Source organism: Stenotrophomonas rhizophila (assembly GCF_000661955.1).
Classification (GTDB): Bacteria; Pseudomonadota; Gammaproteobacteria; order Xanthomonadales; family Xanthomonadaceae; genus Stenotrophomonas; species Stenotrophomonas rhizophila.
Genome location: NZ_CP007597.1, coordinates 3,382,928 through 3,409,590 on the forward strand (window position 1 = coordinate 3,382,928; position 26,663 = coordinate 3,409,590).

A 26,663-nucleotide genomic window follows, 5' to 3' on the forward strand; every position below is an offset into this window, starting at 1 on the left:
TTTGTTGTGCCATGAACGGCGGCGGCGGTCGGCGGGTCGGGCGCTGGGCCCCGATACCCTTTCCGGCGAATGTCCTCCGGCGTCGGCCTGCGGCCGCCCCCTCCCCCTTTATTTCGCCTCCAAGGGCATCGGGACCCAACGCCCGACCCACCGACCAGCGCCAGAAAAGCCGCGCTTCCTGCTGCGCACCGCACGCCGAGCTCCGTGGCCGCCGGTTGGCCCCTGGGCAAAATAAAGGAGGAGGCCGCCACGCGGCCGGGGGACATTTGCGCCAGGGGCCTGCCGGCGGCTACGGAGCCCTTCGGATCGCGGCACGCCCGAGCGAAGACACCACCAGATCCACATTGCCCCTGGAGCGGGGAGAAGAAAAAAAAAGGGCGAGGCCATCAAGCCCCGCCCTCTCAATACCACCGGAAATCGAATCAGCCCAGGCGCGCGCAGTACATCGACTGCGCCGGCAGTACCAGCGTGCCGTTGTCGGCCTGGCCCACGTCCGGGCCCGGCACGTGCATCGGCTGCCAGCTGCCGGCGGGCAGCGCCACGTGCGCGGTGTCGGCCGCCAGATTGAAGGCCAGCAGCAGCGTCTCCCCCGCATGGCGGCGCTCGAACATCAGCACCGGCTCGGCCGTCTGCAGGAAGACGATGTCGCCCACCAGCAGCGTCGGCATCGTCCTGCGCCATGCCAGGAACTGGCGGAACGCGTTCAACACCGAGTGCGGGTCGTGTTCCTGCACCGCCACCGCTGCGGCGCGGTGCTCGGCCGGAATCGGCAGCCACGGCTCACCGCTGGTGAACCCTGCCAACGGCGCATCGATCCACGGCATCGGCGTGCGGCAGCCGTCGCGACCCTTGAAGTTCGGCCAGAAGGTGATGCCGTAGGGATCCTGCAGCGCCTCGAACGGCACGTCCGCCTCGCCCAGGCCCAGCTCCTCGCCCTGGTACAGGCAGATCGAACCACGCAGCGAACACAGCAGCGCCACCAGCATCCGCGCCAGCCGCGGCTGGGCCGGATGGCCGCCCCAGCGGGTCACCGCACGCTCGACGTCATGGTTGGAGATCGCCCAGCACGGCCAGCCTTCGGTCATCGTCGCTTCCAGCCGCGACACGGTGTCGCGGATGTAGCCGGCGCTGAAATCCTTCACCAGCAGCTCGAAGCTGTAGCCCATGTGCAGGCGGCCCGGCGCGGTGTACTCGGCGGTGGTGGCCAGCGAGTCCTCGGCGGAGATCTCGCCCAGGCTCACGGTGCCCGGGTACTCGTCCAGCAGCCCGCGCAGGCGCTCGATGAAGCCGATGTTCTCCGGCTGGGTGTTGTTGTAGTAGTGGTACTGGTAGGCGTACGGATTGTCCGCGCTGAAGCCACGGCCCACGCGCTTTTCCAGCGGCTTGGCCGGGTTGTCACGCAGCTGCGCGTCGTGGAAGCAGAAGTTGATCGAGTCCAGGCGGAACCCGTCCACGCCCCGGTCCAGCCAGAAGCGCACGTAGTCCAGCGTGGCCTGCTGCACCGCCGGGTTATGGAAATCCAGGTCCGGCTGGTCGGCCAGGAAGTTGTGCAGGAAGTACTGCTCCCGGCGCGGTTCCCATTGCCAGGCCACCCCGCCGAAGATCGACATCCAGTTGTTGGGCGGCGTGCCGTCCTCGCGCGGGTCGGCCCACACGTACCAGTCCGCCTTCGGATTGGTGCGGTCCTGGCGGCTCTCGCGGAACCAGGCGTGGTCGATCGAGGTGTGGCTGAACACCTGGTCGATCATCACCTTCAGGCCCAGCGCATGCGCCTTGGCCAGCAGCCGGTCGAAATCGGCCAGCGTGCCAAACAACGGGTCCACGTCGCGATGGTCGGCGATGTCGTAGCCGAAATCGGCCATCGGCGAGGTGAAGAACGGCGACACCCAGATGGCGTCCACGCCCAGCGCGGCCACGTACTCCAGCCGGTCGATGATGCCGGGCAGGTCACCGACCCCGTCGCCGTTGGCGTCGAGGAAACTGCGCGGGTAGATCTGGTAGATGACGGCACCGCGCCACCATGGAGTCTGCGACATCGAGGGCCCCCCTCCGGGCTTCCATGCACCCGCCGAACGGGGTGCCAAAACGAACCCGACAAGCTTAGCCCTGCACCTTCAGCGATGGCGCTGCATGCATACGTATTCACGTCATACGCGCCGATGGCGCCCTACGGGCCGACCTGTGGGACCACCGGGCGCCGGCGTCATGGTCAGGTGCCGCCGGCCCCTCCGGCGGGCCGGATGACCGCCCGCGCGCCGGGCAGCGGGGCGCGGCCGGCCTTCGCGGGCGAAACACGACGGCACCGCCTATAATTAAGGTCAAGCCTGAAAGTCAGACCGCATGACCATCACCGAAGACACCCGCCCCGCGCTGGGCCTGCCCCAGATCCAGACGCTCGCCGCGACCGACATGGCCGCCGTCGATGCGCTGATTCGCCGCCGACTGTCCTCGGATGTCGTGCTGATCAACCAGATCGCCGACCACATCATCTCCGCCGGCGGCAAGCGCCTGCGGCCGATGCTGGTCATGCTGGCCGGCCACGCGGTGGGCCAGGCCGGCCCGGAACACCACCAGCTGGCGGCGATCATCGAGTTCATCCACACCTCGACCCTGCTGCACGACGACGTGGTGGACGAATCCAACCTGCGCCGCGGCCGCAGTACCGCCAATGCCCTGTGGGGCAACGCGCCGAGCGTGCTGGTGGGCGACTTCCTGTACTCGCGCAGCTTCCAGCTGATGGTCGAACTGGACCGCATGCCGGTCATGCGGATCCTGGCCGACACCACCAACCGCATCGCCGAAGGCGAGGTGCTGCAGCTGCTGCATGTGCATAACCCTGATACCGACGAAGCGGCCTACCTGCGGGTGATCGAGCGCAAGACCGCCGTGCTGTTCGCGGCCGGCACCCGCCTGGGCGCGCTGGCCAGCGGGGTCGATGAGGCCACCCAGCAGGCGCTGTACGACTACGGCATGGCGCTGGGTTATGCCTTCCAGATTGCCGATGACGTGCTGGACTACTCGGCCAACGCCGACGAGCTGGGCAAGAACCTGGGCGACGACCTGGCCGAGGGCAAGGCGACGCTGCCGCTGATCCACGCCATGGCGCATACCGATGCGACCACCCGCGAGCGCCTGCGTGCGATCGTGCAGAACGGCGACGCGGACGCCATGCCGGAAGTGCTGGCCGCCATCCACGCCACTGGCGGCCTGGAATACAGCCGCGCCCGCGCCGTGGAATACGCCGATGCCGCCGAACGCGCGCTTGACGGCCTGGCCGACAACGACGCCGTTGCCGCCCTGCGCGGGCTGGCCCGTTACGCGGTGCAGCGTTCGCATTGACGGGGTGTGCTGGCTGACCGCCGGCACCGGCCCTCACAGGTAGAGCCGACCGTTGGTCGGCTGCTCTTCCTTGTGCCACCGCGATCACCGATACATGCACCACGCCCTGCGCGGTGCAGCCGACCAACGGTCGGCTCTACCGCCTGCCTTTGCCGACCAACGGTCGGCTCTACCGGCGGCGCGTCTCGAAACGCTCGTCGAAGAATTCGTCGAGCGCCTTCCAGGCGCGTTTGGCGGCGCGTTCGTTGTACAGGCAGCCCGGCGGGCTGTTGGCGTCGGCTTCGGCGAAGCAATGCACCGCGCCGCTGTAGTTGGTGAACTCCCAGTCGACCTTGGCCGCGTTCATTTCCTGCTCGAAGCTGGCGATGTCGTCCTTGCTCACGCCCTTGTCGTCAGCGCCATTGAGCACCAGCACCGACGGATGGGGGCCACCGGCCTTGGCCGGCAACGGTGAGCCCAGCCCGCCGTGCAGGCTGACCACGCCGGCCAGCGGTGCGCCGGCCCGGGCCATTTCCAGCACGGTGGTGCCGCCGAAGCAGAAGCCGACCGCACCGATCCGCGACGCATCCAACGGCGCCTTGCCGGCCTGGGCCTTGAGCACGTCGATGGCCTTCAGCGCGCGCGCCCGCAGCACGGGGCGCTCGTTGCGCAGCTTGGTCGCCACCGGCCCCGCCTCGGCGTCGGTCTTCGGGCGCACGCCCTTGCCGTACACATCGGCCACCAGCACCACGTAGTCGTCGCCGGCCAGCTGCTTGGCCTTGGCGATCGCCGAGTCGTTGACCCCCTTCCAGTTCGGCACCATCACCAGCCCGGGGCGCTTGTCGCTGTCACCGTCGTCGTAGACCAGCACGCCACTGAAGGTGGTGCCGTCCAGCTGCCATTCCACCGGCTGGGTCTTCATTGCCGCCACCGCCGGCAGCGCCACCATCCCCAACAGCACCGCCGCCCCCCACCGCCATTGCCTGACCATGCGCCTGCTCCTCCGGATAAGAACCCCGAGTGTAGGACGGCCAGGCGAACGCCCCGTGTAGAGCGGGGCTCTGCCCCGCTGCCGTTCCGTACCACGCGGAATCCAAAGCAGCGGGGCAGAGCCCCGCTCTACGAAAATCTGTCACCCTTGTCGGCCGCTTCTGCACGGACGCTGTTCCATGACGCTTGTCGACCGCTTCCTCACCGGCCTGGTGCCCCGCCTGCCCGACGACGACGTCGCCATGTGGGCCTGGGCCGAAGGTGCCAGCGCCGACGACCTGCAGCGCCTGCGTGCCCGTTGGCCGCAGGTGCCCGACAGCCTGGTGGAACTGCTGGGCCGGATCGATGGCACGCATTACCGTGCCTACCCCGCCGGCGAAGTCTGCGTGCTGATGCTTGGCTCGGACGTCGGCCACTATCCGTACTACCTGCGGTCGGTCGAACAGATCTTCGAAGACACCGCCCAGTGGGACAGCTGGGGCGAGAGCATCCGCTCGATCTACGAGGAATGGCTGGAGGAAGACGCCGACATCCTCGGCGCCGGCATCGATGCCGACCTGCCGATGGGCCAGCGCCTGTGCTTCTCGCACTGCTGCAACAACGGGGGCACCTCGGTGTTGTACCTGGATTTCGATCCCGCGCCTGGCGGCACCGTGGGCCAGGTGGTGCGCTACCTGCATGATCCGGACAGCTATGCGGTGATCGCGCCGGGTTTCGATGCGTACCTGGAGCAGTTGATCGAGGGCGAGTACCTGTTCATGGCTGATCAGGACGGGTAATGCGTTGAGGCCCGGGGGGATCGGGTGCGCGCGTGGGGCGCGGGGTCGTTTGCCTTGGGGGACGCAGCCGGCCAACGGTCGGCCCTACGAATGGCGATGAAAGCCGACCCATCGTCCGGTGCGGCAGCCGACCAACGGTCGGCTCTACCAACGGTGACGAAGGCCGATCCACCGTCCGGTTCGGCAGCCGACCAACGGTCGGCGCTACGCGATGCCGATGCCGGCGATGGCGGTGATGGCGTCCGGGTCGAACCCGGCCAGTTCGGCGAAATGGCGGCCGCGGGCGACGTAGTCGCGGTAGACGCCGTAGCTGGGCGCGCCCGGCGACATCAGGACCACCCCGCCCTGCTCGCCCAGTGCGGTGCGGGCCAACTGCAGTGCTTCAGGCAGGTCGGCGGCGGCATGCAGCCCGAAGCGGCCGGCGTCGGCCAGCGGTTGCAGCAGCGCATGGATGCGCGGGCCGTTGGCGCCCAGGGTGATGATCTCCACCGGCGGCACGTCGTGGGCCATGTGCTGCACGAAGTCGTGCCAGTCCAGCCCGCGGTCATGGCCGCCCACCAGCAGCGCGATGCGCTGCCCGGCGAAGCAGTCCAGCGCCGCCAGGCTGGCGTGCGGGGTGGTGCTGATCGAATCATTGACGAAGGTCAGGCCATCGCGCGTGCCCAGGGTCTGCAGGCGGTTGGGCAGCGGGCGGAAGTCCTGCACGGCCGGTGCCAATGCCGCGGCATCCAGCCCCAGCGCCTCCAGCGCGGCCAGCACCGCGCACAGGTTGCCGCGGTTGTGCCGGCCGGGCAGTGGCGTGTTGGCGGTATCGAATACCGCGTGTTCGCCGCGATACACCACCTCGCCCCGCATGTGCCAGCCCTGCGGCTGGTTGAACCACACCACCTGGCTGTGCGGCAGCGACAACGCGGCCAGGTGCGGGTCGGCGGCATTGAGCACGGCGATGCGCGGCTGCGCCTCGGTGACCAGGCGCAGCTTGTCGGCGATGTAGCGCGCTTCGCTGCCGTGCCAGTCCAGGTGTTCGGGGAACAGGTTCAGCACGATCGCCACCTGCGGGTGCGCGCCACTGCGCGCGACCTCGCCGGTCTGGTAGCTGGACAGCTCCACCGCCCAGTACTGCGGCGCCGGCTGCGGGTCCAGCACTTCCAGCAGCGGCAGGCCGATGTTGCCCACCAGCGCGGTGCGTGCGCCGGACGCGCGCAGCAGGTGCGCCAGCAGCGAGGTGGTGGTGCTCTTGCCCTTGGTGCCGGTCACGCACACAGTGTCATGCGCGGTGCCATCAGCCGCGGCGTGTTCGGCAAACCACAACGAGGTGCCGCCGATGAACTGCGTGCCCGCCGCCGTCGCGTGCAGTGCCGCCTCGCCATACGGGCTGATGCCCGGCGATTTGATCACCACCTCGAACGCGGCCAATGCCTCGCCGGTCACATCCGAACGCACGGTCAACGCACCCGCGGTTTCCGCGCGTGCGGCAGCGGCCTCGGCGTCGGGGCAGAACAGGGTCAGCGTCAGCGATGGCAGCCGCTGACGCAGCACGCCGAAGGCAGCGCGCCCTTCCCGTCCCCAGCCCCACAACGCAACGCGCTTGCCCTCAAGCTGCGAAATTCGCACGCAGGCGCTCCCAGATCCGCGCCGGAATGCGGTGCTCGCCTTCCAGCACCAGCAACGGCGCGATGCCCAGCTCGGCGCTGTCCAGCTGCGGCTGGATCTCACTGACGAAGCGCTTCACCAGCGCATCTTCGGCCCACTCCGGGCGTGCCGCCAGGGTGGCCATGGCCGCGCGCGATTCGCGGCCTTCGCCCACGCATTCGAACGGTTTGTGGTCCTGGAATTCCAGCAGCGCATCGAAGCCGCCGGCCTGTTCCGCATCGTCCAGCAGGTTGCGGCCGAAGATCGCCACCAGGCGGGTCTTGGGCATGAACGGGGCCAGCGCCAGGAACACGAAGTGGCACTTCGGGCAGACCCCGCACCAGCGGTTCACCGGGCGCTCGCCCAGAATGTGGAAGTTGCGGTTGCAGCTGGAGAAGTGCGCGTCGTAGAAGTCGCTCTTGGCGAACTGCCGCGCCACCGCCAGCTCCGACAGCGGGCGCAGCAGCGAGTAATAGTGCAGGTCGGCGGCCACGTGCTGCTCAAGGTATTCCCCGAACGCCTGCTCGAACGCCCAGCCCTTGGACCACTGGTGGTTCACCTCGCCGGTGCCGGGAATCTGGCTGCCATAGCTGGCCGAGCGCTCGTTGGAGAACACCACCTGGTCCACGCCCTGCAGCAGCGCTGCCAGCACCATGATCGCCGAGTTCACCGCGGTCACCGGGATGTGCCCGTTCCACGCGCCCTGGCGGTTCAGGTCGAACAGTTCCGGGGCCAGCGCGCGGCCGATGTTCAAGGTAGGCAGGCCGGTACGCTCGGCGCACGCACGGATCAGCTGCGAACCGCCGATCCAGGTGACCGTTTCGGCAATGCCCAGCCCGCGTAGGGCCTCGATGCTCACCAGCGAATCCTTGCCGCCGCCAATGGCCACCAGCGCGTGTTCGCGCAGGCCCACCGACGGGGCGCTGAACGCTTCGCCGTCCACCGGCAGGCGGAAACGACCGCGCAGGTTCAGGCCGTTGCGGTAGGCGAACTCGCCCAGGCCGTTGAGGTAGATCTCCTCCACCAGCGCCGCGGTGGCCGCGTCGATGCTGTAGCTGTCGATGCGGACCTGTTCGGGCACGCCGGCCTTGTAGTAGCTCACGCCGGCAATCAGGTGCAGCAGGCGCAGGGCGCGCTGCACCGCCTCGGCACGCGCGCCGTCCAGCGCGAACGGTGCGCCGGGAATGGTGACCGTCTCGGTCAGCTCGGGGCCGTCGTCGAAGGCATAGACCAGCTGCGCCACGCCGGTATCCGCGGCGAACTCGCAGCGGACGAAGCGGAAAACGGCAACCTGGTGTTTATCGAAAGCAGTCATGGTGTATCCGGTTCAGAGGGCGGCCGTGCGTGTGCACGGCGCGTCTTCAAGGGTGGGCGGCAGGCGGCGGTCAAGGACCGTCATCGATGACGTCCTCGCGCGGCAGCTCGCGCTGGTTGTAGGTGTTGGCCATGACGTAACCGTAGGCACCGGCATCGGCGATCAGCATCACATCGTCCGGCGCGGTCGAGACCGGCAGCTTGCGGCGCTTGCCGAACACATCGCTGGACTCGCAGATCGGGCCGACCACGTCGAACGCAGCTTCGGCATAGCCGCCGAGCCGGCTCAGGTTCTCGATGTCGTGCCAGGCGTCATACAGGGCCGGGCGCATCAGCGTGTTCATGCCCGCATCCAGGCCCACGCGGCGCACGCCGTCCTTTTCGATCACCTGGGTGGCCGTGGCCAGCAGCACGCCCGATTCGGCCACCAGGTAGCGGCCCGGTTCGATCGCCAGCCGGAACGCCGGGTGCACCGCCTTGACCTCGGCCAGGCCGACGGCCCAGGCGTCCAGGTCGAACGGTTCGTCGTCGGCGCTGTAGGGAATGGGCAGGCCACCGCCAATGTCGATGGTTTCCACGCTGCCGATGCGCCGCGCGAAACCGGCCAGCTCATCGCACATCAGGCGCCAGTGCTGCGCGGTTTCCACGCCACTGCCCAGGTGCGCATGCAGGCCCACCACGCGGGTGCCCAGCTCGGTGGCCAGGCGCACGAACTCGTCCACGCGGGCGATCGGCAGGCCGAACTTGGAGTCCTTGCCGCCGGTGCGGACCTTGGCGTGGTGGCCTTCGCCACGGCCCAGGTCCACGCGCAGCCACAGTTCGCGGTTGCGGAACAGGTCCGGCCAACGCTGCAGCGCCTCCACGTTGTCCACGGTGACGGTGACGCCCAGCGCGAACGCCGCGTCGTACTCGCTGCGCGGGGCGAAGCTGGGGGTGAACAGCACGCGCTTGGGCGACAGCGTGGGCAGCGTGTTGAACACGTGCTTGAGCTCGCCGTGCGACACGCACTCCAGGCCGAAGCCTTCCTGCTCCAGAACTTCCAGGATGGCCGGATGCGAGTTGGCCTTGATCGCGTAGTAACGCTGGTCGATGGCCTTGATCGCGGTCAGCGCGCGCGCACGGGCGCGCACCGTGGGCAGGTTGTACACGTAGCGCGGCGTACCGGCCTGGGCAAGTGTCAGCAGGTGCGCGCGCTGGCCCCGCCACCAGGCGGTTTCGCGCGGGCGCACGGTACCGGCGATCTCGCGCCAGCGCGGGCCGAACACTTCGCCTTCTTCCACCGGCATCGCGCCGCTGTCGATCAGCTCGGCGTGCAGGATCGGCAGCAGGCCGTCGGCGTCGGCTTCATCGATGACGAAGGTCAGGTTGAGGTCGTTGGACGACTGCGAAATCATGTGCACGCGCTCGCGCCCGAACGTGGCCCACACGTCCGACAGCTTGTGCAGCAGCGACCGCATGCCGCGCCCGACCAGGGTGATCGCCGCGCACGGCACGATGATCTTCACCTTGCAGATCTGCGACAGATCGGCCGACAGCGCGGCCAGCACGTCGGTGTTGACCAGGTTCTCGGACGGGTCCAGCGACACGGTGACGTTGGTTTCGGCCGAACCGATCAGGTCCACCGACAGCCCGTGCTTCTTGAACAGCCCGAACACGTCGGCCAGGAAGCCCACCTGCTGCCACATGCCGATGCCTTCCATGGACACCAGCACGATGCCGTTGCGGCGGCTGATCGCCTTCACCCCCGGCACCAGCGCGGCATTGCCGTCGATGCTGGTGCCCGGCAGTTCCGGGCGCTCGGTGTCCAGGATGGCCATCGGCACGCCGGCGTCGCGGCACGGCTTGATCGAGCGCGGGTGCAGCACCTTGGCGCCGGTGGTGGCGATTTCCTGTGCTTCGTAATAGTCCAGCCGGGTCAGCAGGCGCGCATCGGGCACGTCGCGCGGATTGGCGCTGAACATGCCCGGCACGTCGGTCCAGATTTCCACGCGGCTGGCACCCAGCAGCGCACCGAAGTACGCCGCCGAGGTGTCCGAGCCGCCGCGGCCGAGGATGGCGGTACCGCCATCGGCGTGGCGCGAGATGAAGCCCTGGGTGATCAGCATGCGCGTGGGCTGGGCGCGGAAACGCGCGGCCCAGTCGGCATCGGCACGCCACTGGCAGTTCACCGACAACCGCTGCGACCAGTCGCTCTGGTTGGGCTGCGGCGGCAGCGCATCCAGCCACTGCCGCGCGTCCATCCAGCCGAAGTCCAGGCCGCTGGCATGCAGGTACGCCGCGCCCACCGTGGAGGACAGCAGCTCGCCCTGGCCCAGCACATCGGCCTGCCAGTCCAGCGGGCGGCTGGCCGCGCGCGAGTCATCGAGCAGTCCGGACAACCCGGCCAGGCGTTCATCCAGCGCGGTGGCGTCCAGCCCCAGCTCGACCAGGAACTCGCGGTGGCGGGCCACCAGCGCGTCCACCCGGGCACGGCTGTCGGCGGCGCCATCGGCAATGGCGGTCAGTTCGTTGGTGACCCCGGACAGCGCCGACACCACCACCAGCACGCGCGCGCCGGTTTCTTCCGCACGTTTTTTCGCCAGCTTCCCGATCGTGTCCCAGCGGTGACGACGCGACACGGAGGTGCCGCCGAACTTCAGTACGATCCAACGATCGACAAGGGGGGAAGCTGACATGGAAGTAAAGAGGGTTTCGTAGTGAGGGGGGGGATTCGCCCGGCACACCGGCCGAACTCCCGATTCTATGCCAAGCCCGGCCCCGGCAGGGCCTGTGCGGGCACCTTGGGTGCCCCGAAACCGGGCCCGGGGCCGTCCCGGATTGGTAAGCTGCCCGACCGTTTCGCAGACCCTGACGCCATGACTTCCCGCCGTTTCCTGCAGTTGGACGTGTTTTCCCCTTACCCCGGCGCCGGCAACCCCCTGGCGGTGGTGCTGGACGCCGAAGGCCTGGACGAGGCGGCGATGCAGGCCATCGCGCGCTGGACCCGGCTGCCGGAGACCACCTTCGTGTTCGCACCGGAGGCGCCCGGCAGCAGCTACCGCCTGCGCATGTTCAGCCCGCAGAAGGAAGTCCCCTTCGCCGGCCACCCCAGCGTGGGCACCGCGCACGCGGTGCTGGAGGAAGCGGTGGCCGCGCCGGTGGACGGCGTGCTGGTCCAGGACGGCATTGCTGGCACGCTGCCCTTGCAGGTGGACGGCACGGGCGCGGCCCGCACCATCGCCATCCGCACCCCGCGCGCCAGCGTGGCCGAGGTGGCACAGCCGGGCGACCCGCGCCTGCAGGCCGCACTGGCCGGCTGGGCGCTGGGCGCATTGCCGCCGGCGCGCATGGCCGGTGGACGCAGTTGGTGGGTGGTGGAACTGCGCGATGAGGCCACCCTGCGTGCGCTGCGGCCCGACTGGGACGCAATTGCCGCACTGGCCGAAAGCACCGACAGCATGGGTGTGTTCGCCTATGCGCGCAGCACCGGCGAGTCGTGGGACCTGGCGGTGCGGGCGTTCGTCGGCAATGGTCGCCGCTTCGAGGACGCCGCCTCCGGGGCCGCCAACGCGGTGCTCGCCGCGTGGCTGGACACCCGCAATGCGCTGCCCGGCGAAGGGCGCCGCTACGTGGTGAGCCAGGGCCGTGAAGTGGGCCACGACGCGCGGCTCAGCCTGTATATCGATGCGGACGGTGATGTGTGGTCGGGCGGCCAGGTGCAGACCGTGATCCGCGGCACCCTGGACTGGTAGAACCGGCCGCGGCCTGCCCTACGGGTACCGCGGCCCTGCGGGTGCCGGCCATTGGCCGGCACCCCTGAAGCAGCCGTCGGGCGTTACGCCAGCTCGGCTTCCATGCTGATCGGCACTGCGCTCAGCGCCTTGGACACCGGGCAGTTCTGCTTGGCGTCATCGGCGATCGCCCGGAACTGGGTGGCGTCGATGTTGGGCACCACGGCCTTCACCTTCAAGGTGATCTGCGACAGCTGCGGGCCGCCTTCCATGGAAAGATCCACCTTGGCTTCGGTATCCAGCGAGGTCGGCACGAACCCGGCCTCGGTGAGCTTGGCCGACAGCGCCATGGTGAAGCAGCCGGCGTGCGCGGCGGCGATCAGTTCTTCGGGGTTGGTGCCCTTCTCATCGCCAAAGCGGCTGCTGAAGGCATACCGGGTCTTGTCCAGCAGGCCGCTCTGCGGCGTGCTCAATTGTCCCTTGCCTGTCTTGAGGTCACCTTCCCAGTGCGCGGTGGCATGACGCGAAATACCCATCGGTGTGTCTCCTGCGGATGAATGGCAGGTCCAGCATGGACGAGGCGGCGTTAGCACGGCGTCGGTCCGGCGGCCGCGCCCACGCCGGGCGCTGACCCAAGCCCCGTCGCCGCACCACACGGCAACAGGAAAACCGCTGTTTTCAAGGGGTTTGGGCGGTAGCGGCAGGCCGCCAGGCGATCCTGACCGACGCCACAGGACCGACCGTCGGCCCTGTTTTTCGGGCATGTGCTGATGCACTGCAGTAACCGGCAGGCAGGAAATCGCGAACTTTTATGCGATTGCCTATTGGCGGCGCCGCCTGGTTGGCCTACATTTCGCTTGCCGACCGGGTTCGGCGCGACCAAACAACCAACCGTTCACGGAACAGGAAACCATGGCAAAGACCGCTAAGAAGGCTGCCCCGAAGAAGGCAGTAAAGAAAGTCGCTACCAAGGCAGCCGCCAAGCCGGCCGCTCCCAAGCCGATCAAGGACGTACTGAGCAAGTCTGGTCTGGTTGCACACATCGTTGAAACGTCCGGCGTTGTCGCCAAGGACGTGCGCGCCGTGCTCGCCTCGCTGGAAGGCGCCGTCGCCGCTTCGGTGCACAAGAAGGGCGCGGGCAGCTTCACCCTGCCGGGCCTGCTGAAGATCACCACCGTCAGCGTTGCGGCCAAGCCGAAGCGCAAGGGGATCAATCCGTTCACCAAGGAAGAGCAGTGGTTTGCCGCCAAGCCGGCTTCCACCAAGCTGAAGGTGCGTCCGCTCAAGAAGCTCAAGGACGCTGCGCTCTAACCAGCGCGTTTCCTGCAGCACCCGAACGGGACGGCCTTGGCCGTCCCGTTCTTTTTTGGCGTCTTTCGTTTGGGAACACTCAGCTGGAATGGCGCCAGAACCAGCGCGGCTAGTGCGGACGGTACCGTGTGTGGGCAGGTGCGGAGGGATGGGCGGGACACGGAAACGCAGAGCGTTCACTGCATTCGCAAACAAATCTCTTTGGGGATCACCCATCCCGGCTCTGTCCCGATGCAGGCAACAGCGCCAGCCGTCTGTCTTCCCCAGCGAGGAGAGAAATAAGCGGTCTTTGCCCCCCCTCGCACGCAGCGAAACACAGCGTTGCCAATTGGGGCACACCGTCCCGCATGCCGCGCAAACGCTGCGCCCACGGCCATCTCCGGCCGCGTGCGCCGGCGTGGAACGCACACGGTGGAACACTGCGTGCGGCGGCGCCCGTCGCCGCCGGCCACGGGCACGCCTATGGTGGGTTCGTCCCCCCAACACCTGCCGCCATGACCAGCCCCTCCCAGCGCTACCGCATTACCGTCACCCCGATCGAGAAGGACGGGTTGCAGTGCAGCGGACGCTGCACGATCGAACTGGAACACCGCGCGCAGCAGGACTGGATGCGCCTGCTGGAAATCGCGCGACGCCAGACCGGCCTGAGCGGTGACGAGCGTGCCGCCGCCATCGTCGCCACCCAGCTGCTGCACGACCTGGCGCGCCGCCACGCACAGGACCCGAGCCACCCGCTGACGGCGCTGCAGCCGCAGCTGGGCGACGTGCTGCAGGCGCTCGAGGCGATCCAGCAGGCACCCTGATCACTGCGACAGGCCGCTACACTCTGCCCTTGCCCGGGGAGAGTCCAATGCGTCGTGCCGTGATCCTGTTGCCGCTGCTCCTGCTGGGTGGGTGCTCCTGCCAGCGCCACGGGGATGACAGCACTCCCCCCCCGGCGCCACCGGCCGCCGATGCGCCCGTCGCCGCCACCGATCACGCCCCGGCTACCGCCACCGCGCTGGCGGCGGCTCCGCTGGCGGCGCTGAGTGCCGTCGCCGCGGGCGCCGATGATGAGAGCACCGTGGTGCGCGACTACTTCAATGCGTTGATGCGGGGCGACCGTGCCACCGCCGACGCGTTCTGGAGCGGCGGGCAGCCGGCCTCGCACGCCGATGACGCGGCGCTGCGCCGCCTCGCCGATCACCCCGAACAAGCCGACGTGCGCTCACTGCGCATGGACAGCGACCTGCCCATCGCCCGCGACGACGCACAGCCCTCGCGCCTGCGCGAAGTACCGGTGCGGATCCGCGTGGTCACCGGCGAGCGCACGTTGCGGTTCCAGGGCTGGTACCGCCTGCAGCCGCGGGCCGACGGCAGCGGCTGGGAAATCCACGGCGCGTCGCTGCAACCGGTACTGGACTGACCGCCCGGCAACGACAGCGCCACGTCGAGGCGGCGTCCAAGCTGGATTCAGCCGGAAGCGCTATCGTTGGCGTCTCCTCCTTCGCCACGGCCCGCCCCCATGAACGCACGCCCGTTGTTGTCCCGCCTCGCCGCATGCACCGTGCTGATCGCCGCCGCGGTTGGTGCGCAGGCGGCGCCGAGTGTGTCCGGTCGCCAGTTGTCGGTAGGCGCCAGCGATGTGCAGCAGTACCTGGACGGCAGCTTCCCGCGCACCCAGGATGCGCTCGGCGGCCTGATCGCCATGACCATGAGCCACCCGCAGCTGGCGCTGCCGCAGGGCAACCGCCTGGACCTGGGGTTTGATGTCGCCATGGCCACGGCCGGCAGTGCCCCGGCCGCGCTGGGCAAGGTGAAACTGAGCAGTGGCCTGCGCTACGACGCCCAGACCCAGGGCTTCCACCTGGATCAGCCGACCGTGGATGACTTCACCCCGGCCAACAACGGCGGGCGCCTGGATTCGCGCACGCGCAGCCTGCTCAATGCCTGGCTGACCGACTATGCGCGCCGCGAGCCGATCTACAAGATCGACCCCACCGTGGCCAGCGTGCTCGGCGCGCTGCAGGTGCAATCGGCGCAGGTGGAGAACGGCAAGCTGGTGGTGACCTTCAACCAGGACCTGGGCAAGCTGGTCCCGGCGGGTATGTTGGGCAAGTGATGCAAGGGCGTACCGACCGTTGGTCGGTACGCATCACGTCGGTACGCACCCCGTCGGTCCCCGCCGCGATCAACCGGCCAATGCCTTGGCCACCGCGTCGGAAAACGCGGGAATGTCATCGGGCTTGCGGCTGGTGATCAGGTTGCCGTCCACCACCACCTCGGCATCGCGCCACTGCGCGCCCGCGTTGGTGAGGTCGGTTTTCAGCGACGGCCACGAGGTGACCGCGCGGCCCTTGGCCAACCCCGATTCCACCAGCAGCCACGGGCCATGGCAGATCGCCGCGACCGGCTTGCCCGACGCGCCAAATGCCTTGATGAAGTCCACTGCCTGCGTGTCGATGCGCAACGTGTCGGGGTTGATCACCCCGCCCGGCAGCACCAGGGCGTGGTACGCATCCGGTTTCGCCGCCGTCAGCGCCTGATCCACCGCCACCGATTCGCCCCAGTCCTTGCCCTTCCAGCCGCGGATCTGGCTGGCATCGCCCGGTGCGATCACCGTCACCGTGGCGCCCCAGCCTTCCAGCAGGCGCTTGGGTTCCTGCAACTCGGACTGTTCAAAACCGTCGGTGGCCAGGATCGCCACCTGCTTGCCGTTGAGTGCGTGTGCCATGGAAAGGCTCCGGTAGAAAGGAGCCTTCAGTCTGCCGCGCCGCGCATTGGGCAACGGTGACCAGCATGTGCAGGCCGCGTGGGCAGTGCCGGCAGCCACCGGCACCCCGCGCACGCCGCCGGATCAGCGCTTGGGCTGCAGCATCGTCCCGGTGCACTTCTTCGACCCGCAGCGGCATTCCCAGATCTTCTTCAGGCGCGCGGTGTGGCGCTCGGCCAGGGTGATGCCGTAGTTGTAGGTCAGCTCGTCGCCCGGCTTGATGTCCTTGATCGCCTCGATGAACACCTTGTCCTCGCGGCGGTTGTCGCCCTCGGCTTCCTCGATCACCGCTTCGCAGTTCGGGTCGCAGCTGTGGTTCAACCAGCGCGCGTCGTTGCCTTTGTAGTTGGCATCGATGACGTAATCGTCGTTCAGGGTGAACAGGAACGTGTGCCCGCTCTCGACATCCCCGGTATCATCGGCATCCACATCGGCGTGGCTGCGCAGCAACCCCTTGTACTGGATGACCCGCTCGCCCTGCTTGATCGGCGCCAGCGCGAACACGCCATTGCCGTGGATGGAGGACTTGCGGGCTTGGATCTTCTTGGGCATGTGGCTGGCCGTTGCGGAAGGTAAGCCCCGATTCTCGCTTAATCTTTGTGATTGCCAAAGCCACGCGACACCCAGCCCCTGCAACGCCTCGCCGGATCGCCCCTGAACGGGGTGGGTTGGATGCCCGCGGAGAAAAGCGTACAATTTCAGTCCGCTTTACGATTCCACCCTCCCCATGCTCCGCGTCACCAAACTCACCGATTACGCCACCGTCGTGCTGACCGTGCTCGCCGCCCGCCCGGGCGAAGTGCTCAGTGCGACCGAACTGGCCGAGTTCGCCAGCCTTGAACCGCCCACCGTCAGCAAGCTGCTCAAGCCGCTGGCCCAGGCCGGGCTGGTGGAAGGCCTGCGCGGCGTGCGCGGCGGTTACCGCCTGACCCGCCCGGCCGAGCAGATCACCCTGTTCGAGATCGTGGAAGCCATGGAGGGCCCGCTGGGGCTGACCGAGTGCGCCCACGAGCACAGCCAGTGCGGGCGCGAGATGCAATGCGGCGCGCGCAGCAGCTGGCGGCTGATCAACGACGTGGTGTCCGAAGCACTGCGCGCGGTCAGCCTGGCGCAGATCCTGCCCCCTCTTCCCCTTGTTGATGCTTCGCGCCGCGTGATCGCGGCCGATGTCGTCTCCTGATCCACAGGCAGCCCCCATGGCCACCGATATCCTCGACACCGTCGCCACCGGCGATACCCCCAACCGCGAGATCCACGAGCAGCTTGGCCGCAAGTATTCGGCCGGCTTCATCACCGATATCGAATCGGACTCGCTGCCGCCTGGCCTGGACGAGGACACCATCCGTGCCCTGTCGGCCAAGAAGGAAGAGCCTGAATGGATGACGCAGTGGCGCCTGGACGCCTACCGCCACTTCCTGACCATGCCGATGCCGAACTGGGCCAAGCTGCAGATCGCCCCGATCGACCTGCAGTCGCTCAGCTACTACTCGGCGCCGAAGGGCCCGAAGTACGCCTCGCTGGACGACGTGCCCAAGGAACTGCTGGACACCTACGACAAGCTGGGCGTGCCGCTGCACGAGCGCGCCAAGCTGGCCGGCGTGGCCGTGGATGCGGTGTTCGATTCGGTCTCGGTGGGCACCACCTTCCGCAAGGAACTGGCCGAGAAGGGCGTGATCTTCTGCTCGATGTCCGAAGCCATCAAGGAGCACCCGGAACTGGTCAAACAGTACCTGGGCACCGTGGTGCCGGTTGGCGACAACTACTTCGCCGCGTTGAATTCGGCGGTGTTCTCCGACGGCAGCTTCGTGTTCATTCCCAAGGGCGTGCGGTGCCCGATGGAACTGAGCACCTACTTCCGCATCAACGCCGGCCACACCGGCCAGTTCGAGCGCACCCTGATCATCTGCGAGGACAAGGCGTACGTGTCCTACCTGGAAGGCTGCACCGCGCCGATGCGCGATGAAAACCAGCTGCACGCCGCGGTGGTCGAGCTGGTGGCGCTGGAGGATGCCGAGATCAAGTATTCCACGGTGCAGAACTGGTACCCGGGCGACGAGAACGGCGTCGGCGGCATCTACAACTTCGTCACCAAGCGTGCCGAATGCCGTGGCGCGCGCAGCAAGGTCACCTGGACCCAGGTGGAAACCGGCTCGGCGATCACCTGGAAGTACCCGTCCTGCGTGCTGCTGGGCGATGACTCGGTGGGCGAGTTCCACTCGGTCGCGCTGACCCATCACCGTCAGCAGGCCGATACCGGCACCAAGATGATCCACATCGGCAAGCGCACCAAGAGCAAGATCGTCAGCAAGGGCATCAGTGCCGGGCGTGGCCAGAACACCTACCGTGGCCTGGTCAAGGTGGACCGCAACGCCGACGGCGCGCGCAACTACACCCAGTGCGACTCGCTGCTGATCGGCAAGACCTCCGGCGCGCACACCTTCCCGTACATCGAGGTCAAGAACCCGAGCGCGACGGTGGAGCACGAGGCAACCACCTCCAAGATCTCCGACGACCAGCTGTTCTATTGCCGCGCGCGCGGCATCGACCAGGAAAACGCGGTGTCGATGATCGTCGATGGCTTCTGCAAGCAGGTCTTCCGCGAGCTGCCGATGGAGTTCGCGGTGGAAGCCAAGAAGCTGCTGGAAGTGTCGCTGGAAGGGTCTGTGGGTTAACCCCACCGCCGCCTTCGTTTGAATTTTTCAGCCACGCATGGCGTGGCGCTACCCCGGATTCGTATCATGCTGAAGATCGACAACCTCCACGCCCGCATCGGCGAGAAAGAAATCCTCAAGGGCCTGTCGCTGGACGTGAAGCCCGGCCAGGTGCACGCCATCATGGGCCCCAACGGCGCCGGCAAGTCCACCATGGGCAACGTGCTGGCTGGCCGCGACGGCTATGACGTGAGCGAGGGCAGCGTGCAGTTCGAAGGCCGCGATCTGCTCGAGCTGGCGCCGGAAGAACGCGCCGCCGCCGGTCTGTTCCTGGCCTTCCAGTACCCGGTGGAAATCCCCGGCGTCAACAACACCTACTTCCTGCGCGCCGCGCTCAACGCCCAGCGCAAGGCGCGCGGCGAAGAGGAACTGGATTCGATGCAGTTCCTCAAGCTGGTGCGCCAGAAGCTGGCCGTGCTGCACCTGAAGGACGAACTGCTGCACCGGGGCGTCAACGAAGGCTTCTCCGGTGGCGAGAAGAAGCGCAACGAGATCTTCCAGCTGGCCGTGCTTGAACCCAAGCTGGCGATCCTGGATGAAACCGATTCGGGCCTGGACATCGACGCGCTCAAGAGCGTGGCCGACGGCGTCAACGCGCTGCGCTCGCCGGACCGTTCGTTCATCGTCATCACCCACTACCAGCGCTTGCTCGACTACATCAAGCCGGACGTGGTGCACGTGCTGGCCGACGGCAAGATCGTGCAGAGCGGCGGCCCGGAACTGGCCCTGGAACTGGAAGCCCACGGCTACCACTTCCTGAAGGACCGCGTGGTGCCGGAGGCAGCGGTCTGATGAGCGCCCTGCTCGATTCCCTTGCCAGCGGCTTCTGCGGCAGCGACGCGCGCCGCGCCGAACTGGACGCCGCCCTGCAGGCCGGCCTGCCCGGCCCGCGTACCGAAGCCTGGAAGTACACCTCGCTGCGCCAGTTGGAACGCCGCAGCTTCAGCCCGGCGCCCCTGGCCGCCACCGACGTCGATGCCGCGCTGCTGGCCGACATTCCGTCGCCGCGCCTGGTGTTCGTCAACGGCCGTCCGTCGCAGGCACTGAGCGATGTGGCCGCGCTGCCGGCCGGCATCCAGCTGCAGACCCTGTCCTCGGCGCTGGCCGCCGGCGACGAAGCCCTGCGCTTTCTCGGCCGCCGTTTCGAGCGCAGCGACGAAGTGTTCGCCCGCCTCAACGCCGCCCTCGCCGATGAAGGCGTGGTGGTGCGCGTGGAAGACGGCGCACAGGTCGAACTGCCGCTGCAGCTGGTCTTCATCAGCGTGGCCGGCGAGACCGACCTGGCCTGGCACCATCGCCACCTGATCGAACTGCGCGCCGGTGCCGCGCTCGGCGTGGTCGAACACCACCTGCATGTGGGCGATGCCGCGCACCTGGGCAACACCCTGGTGCACGTGCACCTGGCCCAGGACGCCGTGCTCTCGCACGCCCGCGTGCAGGCCGACAGCGGTCGCGCCACTACCCTGCTGCGCACCGACGCCGTGCTCGCACGTAACGCGCAGTACCGCCGCATCGACCTGGAACTGGGCGCCGCATTGAGCCGCCACGAGCTCAACGTGCGCCTGGAAGGCGACAACGCCCAGCTCACCGCCAACGGCGTGTTGCTGGGCAACGGCCGCCGCCATATCGATACCCGCCTGGGCATCGAGCACATCGCGCGCGACACCAGCTCGCAGATGCTGTGGCGTGGCGTGGCGGCCAACCGCAGCCGCGTGGTGTTCCATGGTGGCATCCACATCCGCGCCGGCGCCGATGGCACCGATGCCAACCTGTCCAACAAGAACCTGCTGCTGTCGGCCGACGCCGAGATCGATACCCAGCCCACGCTGGTGATCGACGCCGACGAAGTGAAGGCCGCCCACGGTGCCACCGTCGGCCAGCTCGATGCCAACGCCCTGTTCTACCTGCGCTCGCGCGGGTTGGCCGCCGACCAGGCCCAGCAGCTGCTCAGTGCGGCGTTCTGCCATGAACCGCTGAACGCGCTGGACGCCCGCCTGACCGAACAGCTGCGCCGCCAGCTCGACATCGCCCTGGCCCAGGCAGGCGTGGCATGAACCTCTCCACCGCGCGCCCGGCCCCCGATACCGCGGTGGCCCCGGACTGGGACCGCGTCCGCCTGGACTTCCCGCTGTTGATGCGCGAAGTGCACGGCAAGCCGCTGGTGTACTTCGACAATGCCAACACCGGCCAGAAGCCGGTGCAGGTCATTGGCGCGGTGGATGAGTTCTACCGCCGCTACAACGCCAACGTGAGCCGCGCGGTGCACGCGCTGGGCACCGAGGCCACCGATGCTTACGAAGGCGCGCGCACCAAGCTGGCGCGCTTCCTCAACGTGCGCGCCAACGAACTGGTGCTGTGCAGCGGCACTACCTTCGCGCTCAACCTGGTGGCCTATTCGTGGGCCCTGCCGCGGTTGAAGGCCGGCGATGTGATCCTGGTGTCGCGCATGGAGCACCATGCCAACATCGTGCCGTGGCAGTTGGTGGCCGAGCGCACCGGCGCCACGATCCGCGTGGCCGAAATCACCCCCGACGGCGCGCTCGACCTGGACGCCCTGCGCCGTGCCATGACCGCCGAGGTCAAGCTGCTTGCCGTGGCGCACGTGTCCAACGTGCTGGGCACGGTCAACCCGGTCCGCGAGATCTGCCGGGAAGCGCGCAAGCGCGGCATCATCACCGTAGTGGACGGTTCGCAGGCCGTGCCGCACCGCAAGGTGGACGTGGCCGCCATCGGCTGCGACTTCTATGCCATCACCGGCCACAAGATGTGTGGCCCCACCGGCACCGGCGCACTGTGGGCACGCCGCGAGCACCTGGACGCGATGCCGCCGTTCATCGGTGGCGGCGAGATGATCAAGGAAGTGAGCTTCGAGGGCACTGTGTTCAACGATGCCCCGCACAAGTTCGAAGCCGGCACCCCGAACATCGCCGGTTTCATCGGCCTGGGCGTGGCGGTGGACTACCTTGAATCGCTCGGCCTGGACCACGTGGAAACACGCGAAACCGAGCTGCTGGCGCACTTCAACGAAGAACTGGGCAAGATCGACGGCCTGCGCATCTTCGGCACCACGCCAGACAAGGCGGCGGTGGTGTCGTTCCTGATCGAAGGCGCCCACTCGCACGACCTGGCCACCCTGCTGGACCTGGAAGGCGTGGCCGTGCGGTCCGGCCAACATTGCGCGCACCCGCTGCTGCAGTACTACGGGGTGGCGGCGACCTGCCGTGCGTCGCTGGCGTTCTACAACACGCACGACGAGATCGAGCGCTTCATCACCGCGTTGAACAAGGTGCGCAAGCTGCTGGGCTGACGGCAACCGACGCTTGGCGCCCCCGGAACGCCGCGAGAGATCGCGGCGTTCTGCGTTCCGGCGCTCCCGGTGGCCCCACGTTCGCTCCGGGCAGCGTAGCCCAACGCGCGCGCGCCGGCGGCCCAACAATGCGATAATGCGAACACTTCTCATTTGCGCACTTGGCGATGTCGTCTCCCCTCCTTCGCACGGGCCAGCCGCACCTCGGTCCGCCGTTGTCGCCCCGCCTGCCGGCGTTCGGCGAACGCCATGCGCGTGCCCTGGCGGCCGGCATCACAGCGTTGGCCCATGTGGGCGTCTTCGTTGCCCTGCTCTGGACACAGGCCTACTCGCCCGCCAACCTGCCCCCACCGCCGGCCGAGCGCACCCAGCTGATCCTGCTGCCGCCGCGTGCACCGGAAGTGCCGCTGGAAGAGATCGCCGCGCCCACGCCCAGCACCGCCGCGTCGGTGGCCAAACAGAAGCCCGAACCGCCGCGCCCGCTGCCGCAGACACCGCCGCGCGCCGCTGCCAACTGGGTCATTCCGCCGCCTACGCCACCGCAGCCCACCCCTGACTCACCCGCGCCCCAGCAGCAGGAGGCCTCGGTTGCCGCCGCACCGCCCAGCCCGCCGCTGCCCGCCGGCCCCAGCGAAGCCACGCCCGGCCGCGACAGCTGGGAGGGACGGGTAATGGCGCGCCTGGAGCGCTTCCGGCGTTACCCCAACGCCGCCCGCGCGCGCCGCCAGGAAGGCATCGCCCAACTGCGGGTCAGCGTGGCCCGCGACGGCAGCCTGCTGGCGCTCTCGCTGGAAGCCACCTCCGGCTTCCCGCTGCTGGACCAGGCCGCGCTGGAAACCTTCCGCCGCGCCGCGCCGTTGCCCAAGGTGCCGGAAGAGCGCCCGGCACCGGTGGAGCTGTCGTTCCCGGTGGAGTTTTTCATGCGGTGAAGCGCGTACCGGCCAACGGCCGGTACCTACCCGGCGCCGCGCCCCCCGCCTAGAATGGGCGGCATGAGCACCCTGACCTTCCGCGCGGCCACTGCCGCCGACATCCCCGCCCTGATCACCCTGGTCACCTCGGCCTACCGCGGCGACGCCAGCCGCGCCGGCTGGACCACCGAAGCCGACCTGCTGGACGGCGCCCGTATCGACGCGCAGGGCCTGCAGGCCGACCTGGCCAAGCCGCGTTCGACCATCCTGCTGGCTGAGCGCGATGGTCACCTGCTGGCCTGCGCGCACGTGGCCGACGACAACGGCAAGGGCTATTTCGGCATGTTCTCGGTCGACCCCGCCCAGCAGGGTGGCGGCATCGGCAAGCAGATGATGGACGCCGCCGAGGCGCACGCCGCCCGCGAATGGGGCGTGTCGGTGATGCAGATGACCGTGATCGACGTGCGCGAGGAACTGATCGCCTTCTACGAGCGCCGTGGCTACGCGCGCACCGGTATCAAGAAGCCGTTCCCGTATGGCGATGAGCGCTTCGGCATCCCCAAGCGCGACGACCTGCGCTTTGAGATCCTGGAAAAGCCGCTGGTGGTCCCGGCGTGAGCGACACCTGGACCTACGTCTGCGCCAGCGCCGACCTGCTGCCGGGCGAGATGAAAAGCACCTTCGACGAGGTCACCGGTACCCCGATCGTGGTGTTCAACCTGGACGGCGAGCTGTACGCCCTGGAAGACCAGTGCACCCACGACGAGTTCGAGCTGTCCTCGGGCACCTTTGACACCGCCGAGGCCAGCATCGAATGCGTGCTGCACGGCGCCCGTTTCGACATCCGCGATGGCCGCGCCCTGTGCGCCCCGGCCTATTCGCCGGTGGCCAGGTTCCCGGTCAAGCGCGAACACGACGGGGTCTGGGCCCGCGACGACCGCGACTGAACAGCCGCGTTTTGAAAATGCGAATCGCTAGCATTACCATGTGCACCGCGGCCGCCCGGCCGCGCCTGCCTGGTAAACCGTGTCCGCCACCCGTTCCGCCCTCGGTGTTGCTGCCCTGTGGGCCACGCTCTGCGTGGTGCTGCTGGCCGCCGGCTGGCTGAGCGGCGCACGCGCCAGCATCCCGCTGGCACCGCCGACCGTGGCGCTGTCCGCGCTGTCCCTGTCGCCTGTCGATGCCACCGCCACGCTGCCGCAGACACCGGTCCCCTGCCCCGAACCCCCGGCCAGTGAACAGGCCGCCACCACCGAAGGCGGCGCCGATCCTGACACCAGCGCCGCGGGGGTGACCCTGCGCCTGCGCCGCACCGCCTGGGTGGCGGTGGTGCCGCTGTGGCCGGCCGATGCGCTGCGCTGGCAGCGGATGGAACCGTCGCTGCGGCTCAACCCCGGCCACGCCCCTCCCCACGCCTGATCCCGCTGCCACGCACCGCGTGGTGGCCCTGCCCTGCCTGCGCGTCGCGCAGCCAGCGGCCGCGCCTGTTCGCCCTGCCCTGCCCCGCCTGCACCGCCGATCGGCCCGCCAGATCGCTGCATGCCCCTGCTGCCTACCTTCGCCCTTCTGGACCGTCCTCCATGATCAAGAGCCGCAAGCACTCTCCCTCTTCGCGCAGCGCCGCCTGCCTGGCCACCGCCGGGCTGGTCACCGGCCTCGGCCTGGCCGCGCTGCCCGTCACAGCCCTTGCCCAGTCCAGCACCGCCACGCCGCAGACCCTGGACCAGGTGCACGTGCTCGGGGTGCGCGGCTACAAGGCCGACAAGGTCGCCTCGCCCAAGTTCACCCAGTCGCTGCAGGACACGCCGCAGACCATCCAGGTGATCACCGCCGACCTGTTCAACCAGCAGGGTGCCACCACGCTGACCGATGCGCTGCGCAACAGTCCGGGTGTGGGGACGTTCTACGTGGGCGAGAACGGCAACACCAATACCGGCGACAGCATTTTCATGCGCGGCTTCGACACCTCCAGCAGCATCTTCGTGGATGGCGTGCGCGACATCGGCTCGATCTCGCGCGATGTGTTCAATACCGAACAGGTGGAAGTGGCCAAGGGGCCGGCCGGTACCGACAACGGCCGCTCCGCCCCCACCGGCGCGATCAATATGGTGAGCAAGCAGGCCACCCTGCATGACGCGGTGTCCGGCACCGTGTCGGCGGGTACCGACAGCCAGGCGCGCACCACCGCCGACTGGAACCAGACCCTGGGCGCTACCAGCGCGCTGCGGCTCAATGCCATGTGGCAGGACAACGACCAGCCCGGCCGCGACCACGTCAACAACAGCCGCTGGGGCATCGCCCCGTCGCTCGCGTTCGGCCTGGGCACGGCCACGCGCTACTACCTGAACCTGCTTTACGTGGAACAGGACAACGTGCCCGACGGCGGCGTGCCCACCCTCGGCTTGCCGGGCTGGACGCCGCAGCCCACGCTGGAGCAGCTGGCCGGCCACCCGGTGGACCCGGAGAACTTCTACGGTACCCGCGCCGACCACGACGACGTCACCGCGAAGATGGCCACGTTCCGCATCGAGCACGACGTCAACGACAACGTCCGCCTGACCAACACCGCACGTTGGGGCCGCACCGACCAGGACTACATGCTGACCGCCTTCATGGGCACCGGCACCCGCGGTGCCAATGGCGCGGCGACCGGCAACATCCGCTACACCACGGCCGCCGACCTGGGCAGCTACACCCTCGCGCGCAGCCTGCCGACCTTCAAGGACCAGCAGAACACCATCCTTACCGACCAGCTCAACCTGCGCGCCGACTTCACCACCGCTGCGGTCGCGCACAACCTGAGCACCGGCCTGGAGTTCACCCGCGAAGAACTGAAGAGTTTCGGGCAGGCCGCCACCGGCGGCAGCGTGTGGTCCGCGGCCAACCTGTACGCACCGGACTGGAACGCCACCGGCCTGACCTGGGCCCACAACGGCGCCGACAGTCATGGCAAGACCACGACGTCGTCGGCGTACCTGTTCGACACGCTCACCATCGGCGAGAGCTTCCTGCTCACCGCCGGCCTGCGTGCAGACCACTACAAGACCGACTACCAGAGCGCGTCGGTCTGCGGTGGGCGCGGCCCCGCCTGTGGCAGCAATCCGGTCGGCACGGTGATCCGCAATCCGTCGCTGGCGCAGTCGGACACCCTGCTCAACTGGAAAGTCGGCGCGGTGTACAAGGTCGATGACCTGGTCAGCCTGTATGCCAACTACGCTATCTCGCAGCAGCCTCCCGGTGGCAGCAATTTCCAGCTGAGCGCTTCGGCCAGCAGCGCCGACAATCCCAGCCTGGATCCGCAGAAGGCAAAGACGTTCGAGGTGGGCACCAAGTGGAGCTTCCTGGACGACGCACTGGCCTTGAACGTGGCGCTGTTCAAGACCGAAGTCAGCAACGAGATCAACACCCAGGTGCTCGATGATGCCGGCAACCCCACCCAGACCGGCAAGAAGTCGGTTCAGGGCATCGAGGTGTCCACGGTGGGCCGCATCACCGACAACTGGTCGGTGAGCGCCGGCTACAGCCACCTCGATACCGACGTCGAGGAAGGCGCCAACGTTGCCGCCGACGGCACCCGCAACCTGACCTACACGCCGGGCGATACCTTCACCAGCTGGACCAGCTATACCTTCCCGTTCGGCCTGACCCTGGGCGGTGGCGCGCGGTATGCCGGCCAGATGCACCGCGGTACCGATGGCGCGGTGGGCACCCCGGCATTCACCAAGTCCTACACGGTCTACGATGCGGTGGCCTCGTACACCATCAACCCGCACCTGGTGGTGCGCTTGAACGCCTACAACCTGTTCGACAAGCAGTACGTGGCTGCGATCAACAAGAGCGGGTACCGTTACACCCCGGGCGCACCGCGCTCGTTCCTGCTCAGCGCCGACTACCGCTTCTGATGCGTGGGCGGCGCGGGGAGGTTCCC

General features: G+C 68.3%; 25 protein-coding genes. 17 read left to right on the forward strand and 8 right to left on the reverse strand.

Going from position 1 to position 26,663, the window contains the following annotated elements; translation table 11 throughout:
• Positions 1-422: 422 nt before the first annotated feature.
• Positions 423-2,036 (reverse strand): alpha-glucosidase, encoded by a 1,614-nt coding sequence (locus DX03_RS14570; RefSeq protein WP_038689869.1) that lies wholly within the window; start codon positions 2,034-2,036, stop codon positions 423-425.
• Between the two features lie 304 nt (positions 2,037-2,340).
• On the opposite strand from DX03_RS14570, the gene DX03_RS14575 reads away from it, so the two are divergent.
• On the forward strand, positions 2,341-3,339 hold the full coding sequence (locus DX03_RS14575; protein WP_038689871.1) for a polyprenyl synthetase family protein: 999 nt from the start codon (positions 2,341-2,343) through the stop codon (positions 3,337-3,339).
• Positions 3,340-3,508: 169 nt separating this feature from the next.
• On the opposite strand, the gene DX03_RS14580 is transcribed toward DX03_RS14575, so the two are convergent.
• On the reverse strand, positions 3,509-4,309 hold the full coding sequence (locus tag DX03_RS14580; RefSeq protein ID WP_038689873.1) for a dienelactone hydrolase family protein: 801 nt from the start codon (positions 4,307-4,309) through the stop codon (positions 3,509-3,511).
• Between the two features lie 178 nt (positions 4,310-4,487).
• Between DX03_RS14580 and DX03_RS14585 the strand changes: the two genes are divergently transcribed.
• Entirely contained in the window at positions 4,488-5,087 is a 600-nt protein-coding gene (locus tag DX03_RS14585) for an SMI1/KNR4 family protein (RefSeq protein WP_038689874.1), read from the forward strand.
• 204 nt (positions 5,088-5,291) lie between these two features.
• Here the strand turns inward: DX03_RS14585 and murD are convergent, their stop codons facing one another.
• The 3 genes from murD to DX03_RS14600 all read right to left on the reverse strand — a co-directional run bounded on the left by murD (position 5,292) and on the right by DX03_RS14600 (position 10,708).
• Complete coding sequence (gene murD / locus DX03_RS14590) at positions 5,292-6,701, reverse strand: UDP-N-acetylmuramoyl-L-alanine--D-glutamate ligase (RefSeq protein WP_038689877.1); 1,410 nt, start codon at positions 6,699-6,701, stop codon at positions 5,292-5,294.
• Entirely contained in the window at positions 6,682-8,034 is a 1,353-nt protein-coding gene (gene murL, locus DX03_RS14595) for a UDP-N-acetyl-alpha-D-muramoyl-L-alanyl-L-glutamate epimerase (protein ID WP_038689879.1), read from the reverse strand. The genes murD and murL overlap by 20 nt, the downstream gene beginning before the upstream one ends.
• Before the next feature lie 70 nt (positions 8,035-8,104).
• Positions 8,105-10,708, reverse strand: coding sequence for a bifunctional aspartate kinase/diaminopimelate decarboxylase (locus DX03_RS14600; RefSeq protein ID WP_038689880.1), 2,604 nt, complete (start codon positions 10,706-10,708; stop codon positions 8,105-8,107).
• A gap of 180 nt (positions 10,709-10,888) precedes the next feature.
• Between DX03_RS14600 and DX03_RS14605 the strand changes: the two genes are divergently transcribed.
• Entirely contained in the window at positions 10,889-11,764 is an 876-nt protein-coding gene (locus DX03_RS14605) for a PhzF family phenazine biosynthesis protein (protein ID WP_038689882.1), read from the forward strand.
• An 83-nt stretch (positions 11,765-11,847) separates the two neighbouring features.
• Here the strand turns inward: DX03_RS14605 and DX03_RS14610 are convergent, their stop codons facing one another.
• Entirely contained in the window at positions 11,848-12,279 is a 432-nt protein-coding gene (locus DX03_RS14610) for an OsmC family protein (RefSeq protein ID WP_038689884.1), read from the reverse strand.
• 376 nt (positions 12,280-12,655) lie between these two features.
• Between DX03_RS14610 and DX03_RS14615 the strand changes: the two genes are divergently transcribed.
• From DX03_RS14615 to DX03_RS14630, 4 genes are all read left to right on the forward strand, one after another.
• A complete protein-coding gene (locus DX03_RS14615; RefSeq protein ID WP_038689886.1) occupies positions 12,656-13,054 on the forward strand; it encodes an HU family DNA-binding protein in 399 nt (132 codons plus the stop codon).
• Positions 13,055-13,548: 494 nt separating this feature from the next.
• Complete coding sequence (locus DX03_RS14620) at positions 13,549-13,857, forward strand: DUF3861 family protein (RefSeq protein ID WP_038689888.1); 309 nt, start codon at positions 13,549-13,551, stop codon at positions 13,855-13,857.
• A gap of 47 nt (positions 13,858-13,904) precedes the next feature.
• Positions 13,905-14,459 carry a hypothetical protein gene (locus DX03_RS14625; protein ID WP_038689890.1) on the forward strand — a complete coding sequence of 185 codons (555 nt, stop codon included), beginning with the start codon at positions 13,905-13,907 and terminating at the stop codon, positions 14,457-14,459.
• Between the two features lie 99 nt (positions 14,460-14,558).
• Entirely contained in the window at positions 14,559-15,155 is a 597-nt protein-coding gene (locus DX03_RS14630; protein WP_038689892.1) for a DUF1439 domain-containing protein, read from the forward strand.
• Positions 15,156-15,224: 69 nt separating this feature from the next.
• Here the strand turns inward: DX03_RS14630 and DX03_RS14635 are convergent, their stop codons facing one another.
• Positions 15,225-15,767 (reverse strand): type 1 glutamine amidotransferase domain-containing protein, encoded by a 543-nt coding sequence (locus DX03_RS14635; RefSeq protein ID WP_038689894.1) that lies wholly within the window; start codon positions 15,765-15,767, stop codon positions 15,225-15,227.
• Positions 15,768-15,890: 123 nt separating this feature from the next.
• Entirely contained in the window at positions 15,891-16,358 is a 468-nt protein-coding gene (locus DX03_RS14640; protein WP_038689895.1) for an SET domain-containing protein, read from the reverse strand.
• 175 nt (positions 16,359-16,533) lie between these two features.
• On the opposite strand from DX03_RS14640, the gene DX03_RS14645 reads away from it, so the two are divergent.
• The 10 genes from DX03_RS14645 (at position 16,534) to DX03_RS14690 (ending at position 26,637) form a co-directional block, all read left to right on the forward strand.
• The gene (locus DX03_RS14645) at positions 16,534-16,986 is read left to right on the forward strand and encodes an SUF system Fe-S cluster assembly regulator (RefSeq protein WP_038689897.1); all 453 of its coding nucleotides are present in this window, start codon (positions 16,534-16,536) and stop codon (positions 16,984-16,986) included.
• A gap of 16 nt (positions 16,987-17,002) precedes the next feature.
• Positions 17,003-18,478 (forward strand): Fe-S cluster assembly protein SufB, encoded by a 1,476-nt coding sequence (gene sufB / locus DX03_RS14650; RefSeq protein WP_038689899.1) that lies wholly within the window; start codon positions 17,003-17,005, stop codon positions 18,476-18,478.
• Positions 18,479-18,544: 66 nt separating this feature from the next.
• Entirely contained in the window at positions 18,545-19,309 is a 765-nt protein-coding gene (gene sufC / locus DX03_RS14655) for a Fe-S cluster assembly ATPase SufC (RefSeq protein ID WP_038689901.1), read from the forward strand.
• Positions 19,309-20,571 (forward strand): Fe-S cluster assembly protein SufD, encoded by a 1,263-nt coding sequence (sufD, locus tag DX03_RS14660; RefSeq protein ID WP_038689903.1) that lies wholly within the window; start codon positions 19,309-19,311, stop codon positions 20,569-20,571. Before sufC ends, sufD begins: the two co-directional genes overlap by 1 nt.
• Positions 20,568-21,824 carry a cysteine desulfurase gene (locus DX03_RS14665; RefSeq protein ID WP_038689906.1) on the forward strand — a complete coding sequence of 419 codons (1,257 nt, stop codon included), beginning with the start codon at positions 20,568-20,570 and terminating at the stop codon, positions 21,822-21,824. Before sufD ends, DX03_RS14665 begins: the two co-directional genes overlap by 4 nt.
• A 167-nt stretch (positions 21,825-21,991) precedes the next feature.
• Positions 21,992-22,753: an energy transducer TonB gene (locus tag DX03_RS14670; protein WP_185753360.1), complete on the forward strand. Its 762-nt coding sequence runs from the start codon at positions 21,992-21,994 to the stop codon at positions 22,751-22,753.
• 63 nt (positions 22,754-22,816) lie between these two features.
• Complete coding sequence (locus DX03_RS14675) at positions 22,817-23,353, forward strand: GNAT family N-acetyltransferase (protein WP_038689908.1); 537 nt, start codon at positions 22,817-22,819, stop codon at positions 23,351-23,353.
• Entirely contained in the window at positions 23,350-23,682 is a 333-nt protein-coding gene (locus DX03_RS14680; RefSeq protein ID WP_038689910.1) for a non-heme iron oxygenase ferredoxin subunit, read from the forward strand. Before DX03_RS14675 ends, DX03_RS14680 begins: the two co-directional genes overlap by 4 nt.
• Positions 23,683-23,761: 79 nt before the next feature.
• A complete protein-coding gene (locus DX03_RS14685; RefSeq protein ID WP_185753326.1) occupies positions 23,762-24,154 on the forward strand; it encodes a hypothetical protein in 393 nt (130 codons plus the stop codon).
• Positions 24,155-24,315: 161 nt separating this feature from the next.
• Positions 24,316-26,637, forward strand: coding sequence for a catecholate siderophore receptor Fiu (locus DX03_RS14690; protein WP_038689913.1), 2,322 nt, complete (start codon positions 24,316-24,318; stop codon positions 26,635-26,637).
• The last annotated feature ends 26 nt before the right edge of the window (positions 26,638-26,663 follow it).